Source organism: Bacteroides sp. 214, assembly GCF_010501015.1.
Classification (GTDB): domain Bacteria; phylum Bacteroidota; class Bacteroidia; order Bacteroidales; family Bacteroidaceae; genus Bacteroides.
The window spans coordinates 24,284-42,671 of the sequence record NZ_QVML01000007.1; the positions used below are offsets into that span (position 1 = coordinate 24,284).

Consider the following 18,388-nt stretch of genomic DNA (forward strand, 5'->3'; position numbering starts at 1 on the left):
CAAACCCCATTATCGCTTGGCAACTACTTTTGCAATAGGTAAACGAACAAAATATGTATATGAAAAAACTCTTTAAACCCATCGTGGTTGTTCTTGTGATTTTTGCATTTGCGCTTCATTGTAAAGCCGGGAAGTATAATCAGTATTATAGAGATTTATCTTTTAATGCTCTTGAGGTACCTGTTCCTATTATCCCGAACTTAAACGTATCGATTGTTGAATATGGAGGTGTAGGCGATGGGGTAACTTTAAATACACAGGCTTTCTCTTCTGCAATAACAGATTTGTCAAATAGTGGTGGAGGACACTTAATTGTTCCTGAAGGGGTGTGGCTCACAGGGCCTATTGTTCTAAAAAGCAATATAGATTTGCATGTTGTGAAAAATGCGATTGTTTTATTCACACCAGATAAAACGCAATATCCGCTAACGCCTCCAGATGCCGGAACATCAGGAACCCGTTATCAGTCTCCGATTAGTGCTCATTATGAAAGTAATTTCTCAATTACAGGCGAAGGGATATTTGATGGTAATGGAGAGCACTGGCGACCAGTCAAGCGAATTAAAGTGAGTGATGTAGAGTGGAATAGTCTTCTGAAAAAGGAAGGTGTGGCCCGAGAGGATAATGGGATTTGGTATCCATGGGTTGTAAAGGATAAAACAACTCATAAAGATGATTTTGCATCGCTCGAAAAATTAGCAAAGAAACGTCCTCGCATGTTGCGTTTTGTTGCTTGTGAGAATATACTACTGCAAGGAGTGGTGTTTCAGAACTCGCCAAGCTTTCATGTAAATATGGTTTTATGCCATGATATTATTATTGATGGCATAATGGTTCGCTGTCCTTGGAACGCTCAAAACGGTGATGGGATTGATTTGAGCTCATGCAGCAATGCACTTATCGTAAATTGCTCGGTAGATGCGGGAGATGATGCTATTTGCCTGAAAAGTGGAATTGGCGATGCCGGACGTCAAAGAGGTCCTTGCTCTAATATTGTTATTGACAATTGTACTGTATTTCATGGGCATGGTGGTTTTGTTATCGGAAGTGATACCGGAGGCGGAATGAATAATATTTCTGTTAAGAACTGTCGCTTTATCGATACTGATACAGGCGTTAGATTCAAAAGTAAACGAGGACGTGGAGGGAACGTATCGAATGTTTTTATTGATAGTATTGTAATGAGTGACATTGCAAATGCAGCCATTTCATTTGATTCGTACTATCAAGAGAAAACACCATTCCCCGATAAAGCACCCGAAGGAGGTGAGATATCTGATGTTCCTTATGTGGCAATCAACCAGGATACGCCAAGTTTCAAAGATATACATATCTCGAACATTGTGTGTCGAGATGCCGGAAGAGCATTATACATCAATGGGCTTCCTGAAATGAACGTAAAGAATGTGTTTCTTACAAATTGTATTATCTCTGCTGCAACCGGAGCGCAGATTGACGAAGCTTCGGAGTTGCGAATTGAAAACATACACTTGGATATTGCTCAGGGTGAAACCTTCTCATTCAATAACTCAAAAAATATAGAGATTAACCATGTAACAAATAGTGGTAATGGAGAAGAAACAATCCGTGTATCCGGAAGTCGTAATAAAAACATCAGAATAAAGAGAAGCAGTTTTACCCTTAAGAATGTTGTATCAACTCCAAAAGCTAAAACAGCAATAACAATTGATTAATAACATATAAACCGAATAGATATCAGATGGAAAAACAAAAATTGATGAGTATTTCTTGCGGAATAGCAGGAGCCTTAGCCGCTGTTGGTTGTACACAACAGCCCAAAGCTACATGGGAAACAAGTCCTAATGTAATTTTTATTTTGGCAGACGATTTAGGAATAGGAGACATCTCTCCTTATGGTCAAGAACTGATAAAGACGCCCAACATCCAACGTATGGCAGACGAAGGGATGCGTTTTACCCAAGGGTATTCGGGTACATCTGTATCGGCTCCTTCGCGCGCATCGCTTATGACTGGACAGCATACAGGGCACACATACATACGAGGAAATATGCGCATGGATCCCGAAGGACAGGTTGCAATGCCTGCGGGGACTTTTACTGTGGCCCAACTCTTTCATGAAGCAGGTTATGCCACAGGTGGCTTTGGGAAATGGGGACTTGGCTATCCGGGTTCCGAATCCGACCCCATGAAGGTTGGGTTTGATGAGTTCTTAGGATATAATTGTCAGACGTTAGCTCACGACTACTATCCAACTCATTTATGGGATGGCACTACACGTGTAGAATTCCCCGAAAATAGCAATGGAAATGAGGTAACCTACGCGGCCGATTTAATTCACGAACGAGCGCTTCAATTTATACGTAATAATGCGGACAAACCATTCTTCGCTTATTTGCCCTATACTTTGCCTCATGCTGAGCTCGTTTTACCGAAAGATTCTGTTTATCAGTATTATTGTAACGTTATACCTGCCGAAGATGATAAATCCTGGGCGGAAGAAAACCCCAATAGGCGCGGAGCTTATGGTGCTACCGAGCGACCACTGGCTGCATTCGCGTCAATGGTAACGCGTTTGGATAGTTATGTGGGCGACATCATGGATTTGCTGGCTCAACTGGGTATTGACAAAAACACAATTGTAATTTTTACTTCCGATAATGGCCCTCACAGAGAAGGAGGTGCCAATCCCGATTACTTCAAAAGCTATGGCGATTTTCGTGGAGTTAAACGCGACCTCTATGAAGGAGGAATACGAATGCCTATGATTATTCGTTGTCCAAATCATATTGAAGCAGGTACTACCAATGACCATATTATGGCATTTTGGGATATGATGCCTACTTTTGCCGATCTGATTGATTGCAAAGAGCCTATTCAAACAGATGGTATATCATTTCTGCCTACGTTACTTGGAAAGAAAGGACAGAAGGAACATGACTATTTATACTGGGAGTTTCATGAAAAAGGTGGTAAGCAAGCAGTTCGCTATCAAAACTGGAAAGCAGTAAAGCTGAATGTCGGTATTCCCGATCAAACTATTTTCGAGTTATACAACCTTTCTGATGATATACATGAAGACCACAATGTTGCCAATCAACATCCGGAAATAGTGAAGAAGATTGAAGACATGATGAAGAACACTCGCACAGAATCAGAATTGTTCAATTTCAGTAGAATGTGATATGACCACCTACGCACCATTTGCCAAACCATTGTATGTAATGCTGAAACCGGTAAGTTCTATTTGTAACTTAGCCTGTGAATATTGTTATTACTTAGAGAAACATAATTTATATAAGAATGAAGAGAAAGAAAGTAGATTTGTGATGAGCGACAAGCTACTGGAACGTTTCGTAGAGCAATACATAAATTCACAGACGCAAGATCAGATTCTTTTTACATGGCATGGGGGAGAGGCGCTGATGCGTCCCGTATCTTTTTACAAACAGGCAATAGCTTTGCAAAAAAGATACGGGAGAGGACGTCAGATAGAAAATTGCATACAGACAAATGGAACACTACTGAATGATGAATGGTGCCGTTTTTTTAAGGAAAATAATTGGTTGGTTGGAGTGTCAATCGATGGACCTCAGGAATTTCATGATGAATACAGGAGAAATAAGCAAGGATTGCCATCTTTCAACAAAGTAATGCAAGGTATAAAATTGCTGAATAAACATGGAGTTGAATGGAATGCTATGGCTGTCGTAAACGATTTCAATGCAGACTATCCACTGGAGTTTTATCAGTTCTTTAAAGAAATAAATTGTCGTTATATACAGTTTTCTCCTATTGTAGAACGCATTATGCCTCATGCTGATGGCCGGCATTTGGCTTCGCCACTAGAGAAAGAGGTAGTGCAATTAGCCGATTTTTCCATAACACCCGAGCAATGGGGCAACTTTCTATGTGCTATTTTTGATGAATGGGTAAAAGAAGATGTAGGTAGCGTATTTGTTCAACTGTTTGATGCTACTTTAGCAAACTGGATGGGTGTACAACCGGGTGTTTGTACGATGGCAGAAACATGTGGACACGCTGGAGTTATGGAATACAATGGCGATGTCTATGCGTGCGATCATTATGTTTTTCCTGAGTATAAGTTGGGGAATATCTATAACGAAACGCTCACGGAGATGATGTACAGCCACAAACAACTTTCTTTTGGAACAAATAAAAACAATAGCTTGCCACAGCAATGCAAGGAGTGTAAATTCTTGTTTGCTTGCAATGGAGAGTGTCCAAAGAACCGCTTTGCTACTACCTCCAGTGGTGAATCCGGATTGAACTATCTATGCAAAGGGTATTACAAATTCTTTGAACATGTGGCTCCGTATATGGATTTTATGAAGAATGAACTCGAAAACAATAGACCTCCGGCTAATGTGATGAAGGCAAGCCTGCATGTATAATAATACAACCACTCAACGGTCTGCTCGGTTCTTATTTATTTATGGACAATTAACTTTTAGGTTTCTTGTCTCCGTGTTAAACACGAAGGGTAAGGGTGTTAAACACGGGAATACAAAAAAGCACACTATGACACTATGGCCGAGCGATCGTCTGCTTATGGCTGAGTGGTCGTTTGCTTATGGCTGAGTGATCGTTTGCCTATGGCTGATAAGGTCAAATACCATAAGCATTGAAATAAGAGCTTTAATCTCTGTAATTTCTGACTGATTTTAGCTTCACTTCTCACTGCTTTTCGAACCATTTCTCACTGGTTTCTTACTACAAATACAGTCAGAAAATTAGTTGTGAAGACCTATTACAAAAATACACATCTAGTTAGTCATACCTTGTTCGTGTTATTCAGTTTCTTATAGTTTTTATTGTTAAAGTACCAATTTCTCAAGTATTGGCCGATGCTTTTCTCCCCAATCATCCATACTATCTATAATCGGTAATATGCTTTTCCCTAAATCAGTCAAATAGTATTCACTATGAGGAGGAAGCTCTGCAAATATTTTTTTCTTGATAATACCATGTTCCTCCAATTCTCTCAGGTTTTGATTTAGAACCCGTGAAACAGCATCAGGTATTTCGCGATGAAGCTCACTGGGGCGTTTGGAAGAATCTCTCAGAGCATCTATCAAGCACGGTTTCCATTTTGAACCAATGATGCTCATTACTATACGGATACCACACGATAAATCTAAAGGTACTTTTCGTTTATACATAGACTAATGTTTTCTATCTGGCAAAGATAGTCATCTATTATGTATTGATAATCAGTATAGGAGTAAATTAGTCAGTATAGGATTATTTTCACATGTATTGCCAAGTCGTATTATGTATTCTATCTTTGCGAAGAGATAGAATGAGAATAAAGTATCTTAATACAATTAATTATTTAGCATGATGAAATACAGAATTTTAGGAAAAACAGGATTTAAGGTGAGCGAAGTTTCGCTTGGAACTTGGCAACTTGGTTCAAAGTGGGGAGAAGCCTTTGATGAGAAGATGGCGCAAAATACCCTGGAGGCAGCTTACGAGCAAGGTGTTAACTTCTTTGATACGGCTGATATCTATCAAAACGGGATGAGTGAAAAAAGCATTGGTAAGTTCCTAAAGACTAGAAAAGATAAAATATATGTAGTGACAAAATGTGGCCGGAAATTAAATCCCCATGTGACCGAAGGCTATAATGAAGAGAATATCACAAGATTTGTATTCGATTCCATACATAATATGGAAGTGGAAAGCCTCGATCTTATACTGTTGCATTGCCCTCCTACAGAAGTCTATCATAACCCTGCGCTCTTCGAAGCTTTGGATAAGTTGAAACAACAGGGGGCAATTAAACATTACGGCGTAAGTGTGGAGCGTGTAGATGAAGCATTAGCAGCTTTGAGTTATGATATTTCTGCTATTGAAATAATTTTCAACATGTTCCGGTTGAAACCTGCTGAAGAATTATTTGCCAAAGCAAAAGAGAAAAACACAGGAGTAATAGTGCGCGTACCTTTAGCTAGCGGACTATTGACGGGAAAATATACCGAAAACACCTCTTTCGGGAAAGATGATCATCGTTCTTTTAATAGGAACGGGGACTTCTTTGATAAGGGAGAAACATTTTCCGGCATAGATTATCTGACAGGGATTAAGGCCGCGCAAGAACTAAAAGCATCCTTACATGTCGAAAATTTATCGGCAAAAGCCTTGCGTTATATTCTAATGTACCCCGAAGTTAGCACAGTCATTCCCGGAGCAAGTTCTCCCAAACAAATTATTGAGAATGCGGAAGCATCTATCCTTCCTCCTTTTTCAAATGAAGAAATGACTATAGTTCGGGATGTGTATGATAAATATATCCGTAGACAAATTCATAATAATTGGTAACACATATGTCCTTGGTCAAAGCAAGTAGGACAATATAATTATAAAGAGTTCGTTTTAAGGAGAGTCTGAAATGAGAAGGCTGCTACCCTTGTGCGAGCAGCAGCTATTCTCATCACTGTTTCTTTTTTTATATTTATGATTTATGTATCGTTTTATTGCTGATTACCAGTGAAGTCATAGATATGGAGCCGGCTACTATTGTGTCGTTAAACAGTTCTACCTTATCCTCCGGTTCTTGCAACCCAAGAGTATATATTAGTGGAATATAGTGTTCCTCGCTGGGTATGCCAAGCTGGGCTTCCTGAGTCAGGGTATGATAGTTAATCATTGATGCGTGGTCGCCGGTCAAGATTTTCTTCTTCATTGCCTCATTTAGTTTCTCAGCCCATTCGTAGGCAAACTCATAATTGTATCCCTCTTCATTGGGGCGAGCAAGGCGTAGGTTGTGCACCATATTACCGCTTCCAGCAATCAGCACGCCCTTCCGGCGGAGAAACGACAACTCTTTCCCCAAATTATAGTGATATTGCATATCTTGGGTATAATCAATACTTAGTTGTACGACCGGAATATCAGCATTCGGATACATGTGTTTCAGGAACGACCATGTGCCATGATCCAATCCCCACCGGTAATCTTTTTCTATCTCATACATTTTTACCTTATCTCCAAGTATATCCGCCAACCGTGGTGAACCCGGAGCAGGATATTGCTGCCGATATAATTCTTCCGGGAAACCTCCAAAATCGTGGATAGTCTTAGGCTTATCCATCGCCGTAACCATAGATGCTTCGGTTTCCCAGTGAGCAGAGATGCAAAGTATAGCTTCGGGTTGGGGCAATACTTCTCCCATTCTGTTCCATTTCCTTGAAAATGAGTTGTCTTCAATCGCGTTCATAGGCGTACCATGCCCGATAAACAAAACAGGCATTATCGTTTTATTGTATTCCATATCATTCCATTTGAGAGGTTATAAATATAAACAATCCTATATGGGAATAGTTTGGAAGATGAGAGATTAAATGTTTATTTCTTATGGTTTTCAAACCTTTTTCTCTTATAGGTTGTTTCTTCTGTAATGTTTGAAATAAATTATAAATAAAAACTGGATTATTTATGGAATGGATTGTTAAAACCATGCAAAACGCGCCTGAATTGGCTATTTTTTTAACTTTAGCATTAGGCTTTGCTATTGGAAAAGTTAAGATAAAAAATTTCAGTTTAGGTCCGGTTACAGGTGTTCTTTTAATGGGAGTATTAATAGGACAACTAGACATTGCGGTTTCTCCCACTGTAAAATCGACCTTTTTTCTGATATTTCTGTTTGCTGTTGGCTATAGCGTAGGACCGCAATTTGTGCAAAGTCTAAGAAAAGAAGGTTTACCGCAAATAGCTTTTGCTGCTATAGTATGTATATCTTGTTTACTAGTGGCATGGGGTGCCGCTCTGATAGCCGGTTTCGATTTGGGTAATGCTGCCGGATTATTGGCCGGCGCCAACACAATTTCGGCAGTAATAGGGGTCGCCACAGACACCATAAACCAGTTGAATATCGATTCTGTCCTAAAACAACAATACATAAATCAAATACCTGTTGCTTACGCAGTAACTTACATTTTCGGCACAGCCGGTACAGCATGGTTTCTTGCATCGGTAGGGCCACGTTTATTGGGTAAAGACATTGTACAAAAGACTAAAGAATACGAGGAGTCTTTAGGTGGTTCTATAAGAGAAGAAGATTCAAGCATGGAATATGCCTATGACGGTACAACCTTTAGAGTCATTGAAACCACAAGCGATTACTTTAACCGGGAAAGAACGGTAGAAGAAGTAGAAAACATGTTGGTAAATAAAGGTTGGCCTGTATACATCGAACGGATACGTACTGTTAAGGGAGACATAATGGAAGAACCTGCAATAGATACTAAAATAAACAAAGGCGATCGCCTTGTATTGGACGGTCCGTTGGATACCCTTTTGGCAGATGAAGATTTTATCGGTAACGAAGTAGCTGATATGGAATTGTTGAATTTCAGAGCAGAAGCTTTAAGAGTAATCGTTGCTAATAAAGATATAATAGGAAAAACCTTGCAGGAGATTAAAACCTGTAAAGAGCGCCATGGAGTGGTTATACGCAAAATAAACAGAGGGAAAGCAGAAATTCCGTTACTGAAAAACGTAACCCTGCAACGGGGCGACGTAGTTGAAATGGAAGGAAGCAAAATGGATGTAGACCGCTTTTCAAAATATCTTGGATACGCCGAAAGACCCACTAATATTACCGATTTATTGTATGTAGGATTAGGAATATTTTTAGGAGGTCTATTAGGTTCACTTACTATACATACGGGTAATGTGCCGTTAAGTTTAAGTGCCAGTGGCGGCGTGTTGATTGTAGGTATTCTATTCGGGTGGCTGCGTTCTCATCGACCCACATTCGGTGCGATACCCGAACCTGCAATCTGGCTTATGAATAACCTTGGGTTAAATATCTTTATTGCCGTAGTGGGTATTACTGCCGGTCCGGACTTTATAGCCGGATTAAAAGCAGCAGGAGTAAGCCTGTTTATTGCGGGTATTTTTGTGAGCATATTGCCTATGTTTATAGGTATTCTTTGCGGTAAGTACATATTCAAATTTCATCCCGCTATAACATTAGGGGCATGCGCAGGATCGCGTACAACCACAGCTGCGCTTGGCGCGCTCGAAGATGCATTGCAGAGTAAAGTTCCTGCCTTGTCGTACACCACAACATATGCTATCGGCAACACCTTGTTGATTATATGGGGAGTAGTTATTGTTTTGTTAATGAGTTAGAATAAATAGGATAAATAAGAATTAAACTTTTAAACATAAATATTATGGAGATTTCCAAGTTAAAAACATCACGTAAACGTGAACTACAATTAGAGCAACTAAGTCCATTTGAATTAAAAGATAACTTAATAGCTCTTGCATCCGATCAACAAAAAAAACCGGTAAAAACCATGCTTAACGCAGGTCGTGGAAACCCCAACTGGACTGCGACTATACCTCGCGAAGCATTTTTTGTACTGGGGCAGTTCGGTATTGAAGAGTGTAAACGGGCCATTAATCAGGAAGTTGGTTTGGCTGGCATACCACAAAAGGAAGGTATTGGCAAACGCTTTCAGGAGTTCTTAAATAGAAACAAAAATACTCCCGGCGCGAAACTTCTTAAAGGCCTGTTTCAATATGGTATTGAAAAACATAATTTCAATGAAGATGATTGGGCACATGAGCTGGCAGAAGGCATTATAGGCGATCAGTATCCAAGCCCTGTACGTATGTTGAAACATCCGGAAGTTATCGTACACGATTATTTAATCCAGGAAATGTGTGGCAACAAACCCCAAAGAAGCGGTAAATACGATTTGTTTGCTGTTGAAGGTGGTACGGCTGCCATGTGTTATATATTCGACTCATTGGTTGAAAACTGCCTGTTGAAAAAAGGAGATAAAATTGCCTTGGGGGTTCCTGTATTTACACCCTACCTCGAAATTCCCGAACTGGCTAAATACCAGTTTAAAGTAACTTATATATACGGTTCGGCTAAAGATGGCGAAGGAAATTCTAACTTTCAGTACCCCGAATCGGAATTAGATAAGTTAGGAGATAAATCGATCAAGGCATTTTTTATTGTAAACCCGAGCAATCCGACATCGGTCGAAATTGCAGATCCGAGTCGTAAATATCTGGTAAAAGTAGTTAAGAACCTGAATCCGAATTTGATGATCTTAACAGATGACGTTTACGGAACTTTTGTAGAAGGTTTTAATTCATTGATGAATGAATTGCCGAGAAATACTCTGTGTGTTTATTCATTCTCGAAATATTTCGGAGCAACCGGTTGGCGTTTAGGTGTTATCGCTTTATACGAAGACAATATTTACGACGATATGCTTACTGCCATTCCTGAAAAGGATAAAGAACGATTGGCAAAACTATACGAAAGCCTTACCCTGCATCCCGAGAAATTGAAATTTATAGATAGGCTTGTAGCAGATAGTCGCGCTGTTGCGTTAAATCACACTGCAGGACTTTCAACACCGCAGCAAATACAAATGATGCTGTTTGCTGCCTTTGCCCTTCTCGATACGGAGAATAAGTATAAGAAAGCATGCAATGATTTAATTCAAAGTCGCTATAACCTATTATGGGAAGGTTTGAATTTACCCATAATTCCCGATCCGAACAGGGCCGGTTATTATTGCGAATTCGATATTCAGGAATGGGCGATGAAAAAATACGGAAAAGAGTTTGTTGCTTTTCTTGAAAAGAATTTCGAGCCCGTTGATATTGTATTCAGACTGGCTGAAAAATCTTCTATAGTGTTGCTAAACGGTGGTGGCTTTGCCGGACCCGAATGGTCGGTAAGAGTTTCGCTTGCCAATCTTAACGACGAAGATTATTCGATTATAGGTAAAGAACTTTCGGAAACTATGCAGGAATATGTTAATGCATGGAAAAATAAATAATTAATACTCACTACTAAAAAGAGATAAAGCAATGAAAACAAATATCAAGAAAGTAATAGGTCTTTTTATACTGGCTGTATTGGTATCATTCTCATTAGATGCACAAACGAAGCCTAAAGTGTATATCCTTGCTACAGGTGGAACCATAGCCGGAACAAGCTCGTCACAAGTAGACTCGGACTATAAAGCAGGAGCAATAACAGTCAATCAGCTATTGTCTGCTGTTCCCGAAATTTTGGATATTGCAGAAATAAAAGGCGAACAGGTTGCCAATATTGGCAGTCAGGATATGAACGATGAGGTTTGGTTAACATTGGGAAAACGAGTAAACGAATTGCTTAAGCAAAACGATGTTACCGGTATCGTAATAACACACGGAACCGACACACAGGAAGAGACTGCATATTTTCTTAACCTGGTGGTGAAAAGCGACAAACCCGTTGTTTTGGTAGGATCAATGCGTCCCTCGAACGCAATTAGCGCCGATGGTCCGCGCAATATTTACAATGCAGTAGCATGTGCTATTGCTCCGGAATCGAAAGGCAAAGGCGTAATGGTTGTGATGGACGACAATATATTGAGTGCCGACGATTTAACAAAGACTAATACATTGTCGGTAGGTACCTTTCAAAATCCGAATTATGGGCACTTAGGTATTATGTACGACGGCAAACCCATTTATACAAGGGAATCAGTAAAACGTCATACAACAAAATCTGAATTTGATGTTACAAATCTTACCTCTCTACCCCGAGTAGACATTATATTAAGTTATTCAAACGCTACTGCTCAATTTGCAGAAAGTGCAGCTATAGCAGGAGCAAAAGGTATTGTAGTTGCAGGAGTAGGTAACGGAAATATGACAACTGTATTGATGAATGCTTTGGAGAAACTGAGGAAAGAGCAAGATATTGCCGTAGTACGTTCGTCGCGGATTATGACAGGGCCTACAGCTCAATGGGACGAAATTGACGACGACAAACTGAATTTCGTAGCTTCGTGGTACATCAATCCTTACAGAGCACGTGTTTTATTAATGCTTGCATTGACTAAAACAAACGATTATAAAGAAATTCAACGGATGTTTGCTGAGTACTAAACTTCTATAGATCATGAAAAAAATATATATCATATTATTCTCCCTGTTTTTAGCCATAGGTGTATATGCGCAACACAAGGAAAGTGAAAATATACTTGAAAGGCTTTTGTGGGACGATAAAATGCTGAATATAATGTTAGATACCCGTGTCGATTTTCAATCGGATATTGACAGAGACGGAATACAAGGTTTGTCTTTTAAAGGGCAAACATTTAAGATATGGGTTGTGGGCGAAATTATTCCCGGGCTCCGTTACAGGGTACGCCACCGGTTGAATAAACCACAAACGCCGTTACGTGAAGGCTATTCAGGAGCAACAGACCAGGCATGGTTGGCATTCGATTTCGGGCGCGACAAAGAATGGACGATAACCGCCGGGAAACAATCTGTGCAGTTTGGTACATTCGAGTACGATTACAATCCTGCCGATATCTATTTGCCGACTATGGCTTTTAACGACCTCGACGCTTATAAAACAGGGGTAAATGTTGCTTACCGTTTTGCAGAACAAACTGTAAATTTACAGGTAGTTAATTCAGATGCACCACAGTTTGCAAGCGAAAAATACAAAGACAAAGCGCTTGCAATTAATGTTTTATGGGAAGGTAACCTTTTTAACGATGTGATAAAAACACGTTGGGCCTATGGGGCATTTCAGCATGAAAAAGGCAAATTTTACAACTGGCTTACTGTTGGTACACAGGTAAATATAGGCAAGTTTACAACAGAGCTCGACTATTATTGGGGATCAAGAGATATGGATTATAGCTCCGTAGTAGGAATCGACGATTTAGGCACACGTTATGTACAAGATCAGTCGGCAGCCGTTAATCTGAAGTATAATTTCGGAAAATGGCGTCCGTTTGTTAAAGGTACATGGGATAAAAGATTCGATAAAAAAATGGATAAATCGGCTTACGAGACAATAGGAGCACAAGCTGTTGTAGAGTTTTATCCGTTTACCAATAAATATGTGCAGGATTTGCGTTTTCACTTTGCATACGAATACAGCAATACCCGATTTAAAGGAGCATTCAATAATTTAGACAATAAGGAACTACACACGATACTTGCAGGACTAAGATGGCTATTCAAGGTTAAGTAATTTGGCTCAAGTCGAAATCTTTCTTGGTGCTTGTCTTCCCTTTACATTTCTGCTTATTTCCCCCAAAAACAATGTTGCGCTAAGACGCTTCTGAGAAGGGTATTTCAGCCCCAAATACTATTTAACTTGATCCTGTTTTAATAGGATTTTTAGCTAGGATAACAAAAAAGAAAAGTCCTGTATTCTATTGAATATCAGGACTTTTCTTTGATTTTTTAAATCTATCTGGCGGTATGGACGGGACTTTTATTGATTTCTAATAATTTTCAATACTTTCTAATAGTTGCTGAATATCAGTATTATATATATTTTTATTTCTAATATTTTTTGCTTATTTCGAATAGTTTTTATAGATTTGCAACACAAATGCAACATAATAAATTTAGCGGTATGGCAAATTTATATTATCCCTACATCAAGCCAAATTATGTCTCTGGCGACGGAAAGACGCCTTTGTATGTGCGCTATAATTACAATCGCACAAAGCGTACACTTATATCTACCGGATATAATATCAAGCCCGACCATTGGGATGATAAAAAGCGTTGGATAAAACGTGCTTGTCCCGAATTTGAAGAGATTGATTCTGCTTTGACAAAAATCACATCGAAGCTGGGTGAGATATTAACCTACGCTAAAGACAACGGCATAGACCCTATTGTGGATTTTGTGTTGCTTGAACTGGAAAAGAACCGGGAGTACGAACAACGCTCTAATCGGGTAAACATGTTCGATACATTGGAGCTTTACATTGAAGAGAAAAAAGGCAAGGTTTCTGCCGACCAGATAAAAGACTACAAATCCCTAAAAAAGCATCTGACCAATTTTAAGGAGCATTCATCACAACCTGTTACATTCCGTAATCTTAATTTGAAATTCTATAATGAATTTATGGATTACCTTTTCTACAAGGCGGAGAAGCCGGACGGAACAATCGGCTTACTGACGAACTCCGCTGGAAAGATTATCCGACTATTGAAGGGGTTCGTTAATTACCAAATAGCCAAAGGAACTATTCCGGCAGTTGACCTTACCCATTTCAAAGTCGTTGAAGAAGAAACAGATGCTATTTATTTAAGCGAGGATGAGCTCGCTAAGATTTATAAACTCAGCCTTTCGGACGACAAAGAACTGGAAGAGATTCGGGATGTATTTATCGTAGGATGTTTTACTGGATTGCGATATAGCGACCTGTCCACACTTAGTCCGGAACATATTGATGTTGTCAACGAAACTATTAACCTAAAACAACGCAAAGTTCATAAAGCGGTTATTATTCCGATGATTGACTATGTGCCGGAGATTTTGGAAAAATACGATTATGACCTACCCAAAATACCCAGCTATAAGTTTAACGAACGCCTGAAAGAACTTGGCAAGAAAGCAAAGCTAAAACAAAAAGTAGAGATTGTTCGCAAGAAAGGGAATCTCCGTGTCAAAGAAGTTCATGAGAAATGGGAAATGATGTCTTCACATACTTGCCGGAGGTCATTCTGTACCAACATGTATCTTTCCGGTTTTCCTGCCGAGGAACTTATGCGAATATCCGGGCATAAAAGTCCAGCGGCGTTTATGCGATATATCAAGGTAGACAACATGCAAGCGGCAAACAGATTGAAAGCATTGAGAAACAGTCTACAAAACCAGTAAATGAGTAGAGAATCTGTTAATGAGTCTGTTAATCTCAATTCGGCGATCACTTTCCGCAATATCTAGCAAAAGATTAAAAGCCCCTATGTTCCAACAGGTTATTCACTTCTTTTATTCTTTCCTTTATTTTCTCTTTGCCAATAAGAAAAATAGCCCTATATTTGTAACCAATGTATAATGTTATATAATTTGGTTATGAGTGAATATTTATCACTATCAGAAACAGCAGAATTACTAGGGAAAAATAAAGAAACACTTCGTCGATGGGATCGAGAGGGCAAACTAACCGCAGTCCGTGAACCTATGAGCAACTATCGTGTTTATCGTAAATCTGACGTAGAAGATTTATTTGCTGATTTTTTTCGAATGGATTTTATAGAAGAAGATACCAATAATTTTGTTGAACCCCAAAACGAATATAAAGTTTTAGAATTATTTGCTGGAGCAGGAGGATTAGCAGTCGGATTAGAGAAAGCGGGCTTAAAGTGTTTAGCTTTGAATGAAATAGATAAATTTGCATGTCAAACGCTTCGAAGGAATAGACCAAATTGGAATGTTTTAGAGGGAGATATTAAAGATTTTGATTTCACGAAATATAAAAATGAAGTTGATATAGTCACAGGAGGATTTCCTTGCCAGGCATTTAGCTATGCAGGGAAAAAACTTGGACTTTCAGATGCGAGAGGAACGCTTTTCTATGAATTTGCACGAGTTGTAAAGGAAGTAAATCCACCTATTTGCATAGGGGAAAATGTAAGGGGATTACTAAGTCACGATAATGGTAAGACTCTGCAAGGCATGATTTCTATTCTTGATGAAATTGGTTATAGAGTTGCCCCTGTACAAGTTCTTAGAGCTGTTGATTACAAAGTACCTCAAAAACGAGAGCGATTAATTTTAGTTGGTGTTCGAAAAGATATAACAGCGGTTAAGTATGAATATCCGAAACCACATAAAAGAATATACAATTTAAGTGACGCCCTAAAAAAAGGAGATTTATATGACTGTGATGTTCCAAAATCTGATGGTGCAAAATACCCAAAACGCAAAAAAGAAGTCTTAGACTTAGTTCCACCTAAAGGATATTGGCGTGATCTACCAGTTGATATTCAGAAAGAGTTTTTAGGGGGAAGTTATTATCTGGGGGGAGGAAAAACGGGTATGGCGCGTCGAATAGGTTGGGATGAACCTTGCCTTACATTGACTTGTAGTCCAGCGCAAAAGCAGACGGAAAGATGTCATCCTGACGAAACTCGTCCATTTACGGTTCGAGAATATGCCAGAATACAAACTTTTCCTGATGACTGGGATTTTGCTGGCTCACAGGCTCAACAATATAAACAAATCGGAAATGCTGTTCCGGTTAATTTAGGAAGAGAAATTGGGTATTCTATCGTAAAGTTCTTAAATGATTACTACAATCTTTCAAAACCCCAGTAGTAGCAATAATTTTCAAACGTAATTTGGTCAAGAATAGTCCGTTTTGATTCTTTTGTTTCAGTAGCAATTTCCTCCAATGCTGAATTTTCTTTTTCAACTAGCTTTGCCTTTGTAGATTTCATGTAATCTGCAATGGCTATGGGCAAGGCTTTATATAATTGAAAAAAAGCATCTTTTCGTCCTGATAGCAAAGAATAAAATTGATCCCCAGATATTTTATAAACACGACTATGGCTATATTCTTTCCCGTTAATTTCTCCTCGCCAAAGTTCATTAAAGCTCCCTTTTGCTAATATTTGAACCCAATAGCATTTTGCTTTTTTATAGTCATCTGCATATCTTGCCAATTTTTGGAACAAGGCTTCCGCAGAACTACTATTCATAGTATTGTGTTTGTTCTTTATATCTGCAAAAAGCGTATTGTCAACAGCCTTAATGTCAAAACCGCTCAAGTTTCCCACCTCGAATCCGCTTATACCTCCTAAAATCTGTTCATGAAACGTACCAATGGAGTTATTGATAGACTTGTCTATTTGTCGCAGAATCTCAGATTGAATCAATGCTTCCTCTGATATTTCATTAAACTTAGAATCGAAAGTGAGCTTAATTGTATCAACTTTATTTTTGTAGAAAGTCTTTTTTGAAATATTATTTTTAGCTTTCAGATAAGAACTGTGTAGGTTCTCAATACAAGTCAGCAGGTGCTCGTCTTTAATAAAATTCACATATTTATTTGCCATATTCTTACTTTATTTCGATTTTATCTTATTATCGCATCAAACAATTTAGAGTATGAAATTTATTTATGCCTCTCTTTTTGAGTTAGTTCTAAATTTCTTACCTGATATCAAGCCAATATAAAATTGCTCATTTAAAAAGCACAATATGTCTTTACACATTTTTTTATCATTAGGGATGTCTAATTTCCCATTGTTAAATGAAATTGTTAGATTGAACCTCCTTGCTGAGGATCTAATTTTACCAACTGTGGCCGTTGCTAGAATATTACTTTTTTGAATTAAAGTTATTTGCTTTCTAATCATTGAATTACCATTTTCTTTTAGCCAAGCAGAATCAACATTTAATAATTCTTGTGCTGCAAATTCATCAATTGTCTCATTTGAAGCTTCTTCAAAAAAGCTGGCTAATGACATTATTTTATTTGCATTAGCGTAAGAGTTGAAATAAAACTTTCCATCTTTATAGATAGCGTTTACAGCATTTTCCACAATTAATGCATTGCTTGAAAATTTGTGATATGTCGAATCACTCCAAAATAACACGTTTTTATTCTGAAGTAGCTTTCTTTTGTCGAAATTTTGAAAATAATACATACCGTTTTCAATCCAAAACAAGGCTTTAATATCATCTGTGGAGATATTCAAGGTTTCTATACCAATACTATTAGTGCTCGCTTCAATAACAGCTTCAGGGAGAGCCATTTCAACATATAGAATCTCATTCCCATCAATATTAAAATTTCCATCAAACAGGATTTCTTCTGTTTCACTATTTATTAAATTTGTAGAGTTTTCAATAAAGACAGTTTTTATATCATTCGTTATTGATTGAAGAAGATCTATCTTTTTTACAGTATCATTCCTCAATAGAGCAAAGAAACTACATATTGGTGGGTGATGTTCAGGCATATTATGTTTGATTTAAAATTACGTAGTCTGTTAATTGAGAATAAGACTTTATCTCATTTGCGTTAATTAGTTTTTTTTCTGAAATTGCAGTGTATGTTACACCTTTTCCTGTTGTAACCTCATAATACCTAAAGCCAAATAGCTTTAAAATAGGATTATAAAAATAAGTTCCTTTATTTATAATTATCAAAACAACAAGTACAATAACCCATCCTATTACAAATACAGTATCTTTTTTAACAAGCTCAACACAAGGCAAAAAATAGCTCAACAATAAAGTATTCATGTTTAAATCTGCACTTTTGATGGCTTTTATTTCAACTGGATTAACTGTTAATTTCTTTTTTGCAATTTTCATCAAGATATAACATATTAGCAGAAGGAGAAAGAAAGCAAATACTAGATTTAACCGATTAAAAAGCTCAAACCAATTATCGATTAATTCAACAGACTCGCCTCTACTCAAGCAATTGTATAATTCAACTGCTGCTATGATAAGCAAAATCGGAGAATATGCTGTTAAAACAAAAAGTAACTTTATATAATTAGCAAACATATTTAGTTTTATTAAAAACTCGTTTTTCAAATCATATTATCAGAATAAGATATTGTAATAACAAAGCAC

At 38.1% G+C, this 18,388-nt stretch carries 15 protein-coding genes; 10 read left to right on the forward strand and 5 right to left on the reverse strand.

Annotation, left to right across the window (positions count from 1 at the left end; genetic code table 11):
• The first annotated feature begins 59 nt into the window (after positions 1-59).
• Genes D0T50_RS07090 through D0T50_RS07100 form a run of 3 tightly spaced genes read left to right on the forward strand, consistent with a single transcriptional unit; the run spans position 60 to position 4,394 of the window.
• Positions 60-1,694 (forward strand): glycoside hydrolase family 28 protein, encoded by a 1,635-nt coding sequence (locus D0T50_RS07090; RefSeq protein ID WP_163222823.1) that lies wholly within the window; start codon positions 60-62, stop codon positions 1,692-1,694.
• Between the two features lie 26 nt (positions 1,695-1,720).
• Positions 1,721-3,163, forward strand: coding sequence for an arylsulfatase (locus D0T50_RS07095; RefSeq protein ID WP_163222824.1), 1,443 nt, complete (start codon positions 1,721-1,723; stop codon positions 3,161-3,163).
• Position 3,164: 1 nt separating this feature from the next.
• The gene (locus tag D0T50_RS07100; RefSeq protein WP_163222825.1) at positions 3,165-4,394 is read left to right on the forward strand and encodes an anaerobic sulfatase-maturation protein; all 1,230 of its coding nucleotides are present in this window, start codon (positions 3,165-3,167) and stop codon (positions 4,392-4,394) included.
• A 423-nt stretch (positions 4,395-4,817) separates the two neighbouring features.
• Here the strand turns inward: D0T50_RS07100 and D0T50_RS07105 are convergent, their stop codons facing one another.
• Positions 4,818-5,162, reverse strand: a complete 345-nt coding sequence (locus tag D0T50_RS07105; protein ID WP_163222826.1) for a helix-turn-helix domain-containing protein — start codon at positions 5,160-5,162, stop codon at positions 4,818-4,820.
• 178 nt (positions 5,163-5,340) lie between these two features.
• Between D0T50_RS07105 and D0T50_RS07110 the strand changes: the two genes are divergently transcribed.
• The gene (locus D0T50_RS07110) at positions 5,341-6,324 is read left to right on the forward strand and encodes an aldo/keto reductase (RefSeq protein ID WP_163222827.1); all 984 of its coding nucleotides are present in this window, start codon (positions 5,341-5,343) and stop codon (positions 6,322-6,324) included.
• A gap of 133 nt (positions 6,325-6,457) precedes the next feature.
• On the opposite strand, the gene ygiD is transcribed toward D0T50_RS07110, so the two are convergent.
• Positions 6,458-7,276, reverse strand: coding sequence for a 4,5-DOPA dioxygenase extradiol (gene ygiD / locus D0T50_RS07115; RefSeq protein ID WP_163222828.1), 819 nt, complete (start codon positions 7,274-7,276; stop codon positions 6,458-6,460).
• A 164-nt stretch (positions 7,277-7,440) separates the two neighbouring features.
• Here ygiD and aspT point away from each other — a divergent pair, with 164 nt between their 5' ends.
• The 6 genes from aspT to dcm all read left to right on the forward strand — a co-directional run bounded on the left by aspT (position 7,441) and on the right by dcm (position 16,114).
• Positions 7,441-9,141: an aspartate-alanine antiporter gene (gene aspT / locus D0T50_RS07120; protein ID WP_163222829.1), complete on the forward strand. Its 1,701-nt coding sequence runs from the start codon at positions 7,441-7,443 to the stop codon at positions 9,139-9,141.
• A 44-nt stretch (positions 9,142-9,185) separates the two neighbouring features.
• A complete protein-coding gene (aspD, locus tag D0T50_RS07125) occupies positions 9,186-10,820 on the forward strand; it encodes an aspartate 4-decarboxylase (protein ID WP_203558202.1) in 1,635 nt (544 codons plus the stop codon).
• 31 nt (positions 10,821-10,851) lie between these two features.
• Entirely contained in the window at positions 10,852-11,919 is a 1,068-nt protein-coding gene (locus tag D0T50_RS07130) for a type II asparaginase (protein ID WP_163222830.1), read from the forward strand.
• 13 nt (positions 11,920-11,932) lie between these two features.
• Positions 11,933-13,024, forward strand: coding sequence for a hypothetical protein (locus D0T50_RS07135; protein ID WP_163222831.1), 1,092 nt, complete (start codon positions 11,933-11,935; stop codon positions 13,022-13,024).
• Between the two features lie 366 nt (positions 13,025-13,390).
• Positions 13,391-14,674, forward strand: coding sequence for a site-specific integrase (locus D0T50_RS07140; RefSeq protein WP_163222832.1), 1,284 nt, complete (start codon positions 13,391-13,393; stop codon positions 14,672-14,674).
• Positions 14,675-14,869: 195 nt separating this feature from the next.
• Entirely contained in the window at positions 14,870-16,114 is a 1,245-nt protein-coding gene (dcm, locus tag D0T50_RS07145; protein ID WP_163222833.1) for a DNA (cytosine-5-)-methyltransferase, read from the forward strand.
• Here the strand turns inward: dcm and D0T50_RS07150 are convergent.
• From D0T50_RS07150 to D0T50_RS07160, 3 genes are all read right to left on the reverse strand, one after another.
• Positions 16,090-16,854 (reverse strand): Eco47II family restriction endonuclease, encoded by a 765-nt coding sequence (locus D0T50_RS07150; RefSeq protein ID WP_163222834.1) that lies wholly within the window; start codon positions 16,852-16,854, stop codon positions 16,090-16,092. The two genes, dcm and D0T50_RS07150, sit on opposite strands and share 25 nt — an antisense overlap.
• A 63-nt stretch (positions 16,855-16,917) precedes the next feature.
• Entirely contained in the window at positions 16,918-17,763 is an 846-nt protein-coding gene (locus tag D0T50_RS07155) for a Kiwa anti-phage protein KwaB-like domain-containing protein (RefSeq protein ID WP_163222835.1), read from the reverse strand.
• A gap of 1 nt (position 17,764) precedes the next feature.
• On the reverse strand, positions 17,765-18,319 hold the full coding sequence (locus tag D0T50_RS07160) for a hypothetical protein (protein ID WP_163222836.1): 555 nt from the start codon (positions 18,317-18,319) through the stop codon (positions 17,765-17,767).
• Positions 18,320-18,388 lie beyond the last annotated feature (69 nt).

Excerpts from the sequence above, each read along its gene's own strand:
- D0T50_RS07090 (WP_163222823.1), top strand. The coding sequence starts at position 60 with ATGAAAAAACTCTTTAAACCCATCGTGGTTGTTCTTGTGATTTTTGCA.
- D0T50_RS07095 (WP_163222824.1), top strand. The coding sequence starts at position 1,721 with ATGGAAAAACAAAAATTGATGAGTATTTCTTGCGGAATAGCAGGAGCC.
- D0T50_RS07100 (WP_163222825.1), top strand. The coding sequence starts at position 3,165 with ATGACCACCTACGCACCATTTGCCAAACCATTGTATGTAATGCTGAAA.
- D0T50_RS07105 (WP_163222826.1), bottom strand. The coding sequence starts at position 5,162 with ATGTATAAACGAAAAGTACCTTTAGATTTATCGTGTGGTATCCGTATA.
- D0T50_RS07110 (WP_163222827.1), top strand. The coding sequence starts at position 5,341 with ATGATGAAATACAGAATTTTAGGAAAAACAGGATTTAAGGTGAGCGAA.
- ygiD (WP_163222828.1), bottom strand. The coding sequence starts at position 7,276 with ATGGAATACAATAAAACGATAATGCCTGTTTTGTTTATCGGGCATGGT.
- aspT (WP_163222829.1), top strand. The coding sequence starts at position 7,441 with ATGGAATGGATTGTTAAAACCATGCAAAACGCGCCTGAATTGGCTATT.
- aspD (WP_203558202.1), top strand. The coding sequence starts at position 9,186 with ATGGAGATTTCCAAGTTAAAAACATCACGTAAACGTGAACTACAATTA.
- D0T50_RS07130 (WP_163222830.1), top strand. The coding sequence starts at position 10,852 with ATGAAAACAAATATCAAGAAAGTAATAGGTCTTTTTATACTGGCTGTA.
- D0T50_RS07135 (WP_163222831.1), top strand. The coding sequence starts at position 11,933 with ATGAAAAAAATATATATCATATTATTCTCCCTGTTTTTAGCCATAGGT.
- D0T50_RS07140 (WP_163222832.1), top strand. The coding sequence starts at position 13,391 with ATGCAACATAATAAATTTAGCGGTATGGCAAATTTATATTATCCCTAC.
- dcm (WP_163222833.1), top strand. The coding sequence starts at position 14,870 with ATGAGTGAATATTTATCACTATCAGAAACAGCAGAATTACTAGGGAAA.
- D0T50_RS07150 (WP_163222834.1), bottom strand. The coding sequence starts at position 16,854 with ATGGCAAATAAATATGTGAATTTTATTAAAGACGAGCACCTGCTGACT.
- D0T50_RS07155 (WP_163222835.1), bottom strand. The coding sequence starts at position 17,763 with ATGCCTGAACATCACCCACCAATATGTAGTTTCTTTGCTCTATTGAGG.
- D0T50_RS07160 (WP_163222836.1), bottom strand. The coding sequence starts at position 18,319 with ATGTTTGCTAATTATATAAAGTTACTTTTTGTTTTAACAGCATATTCT.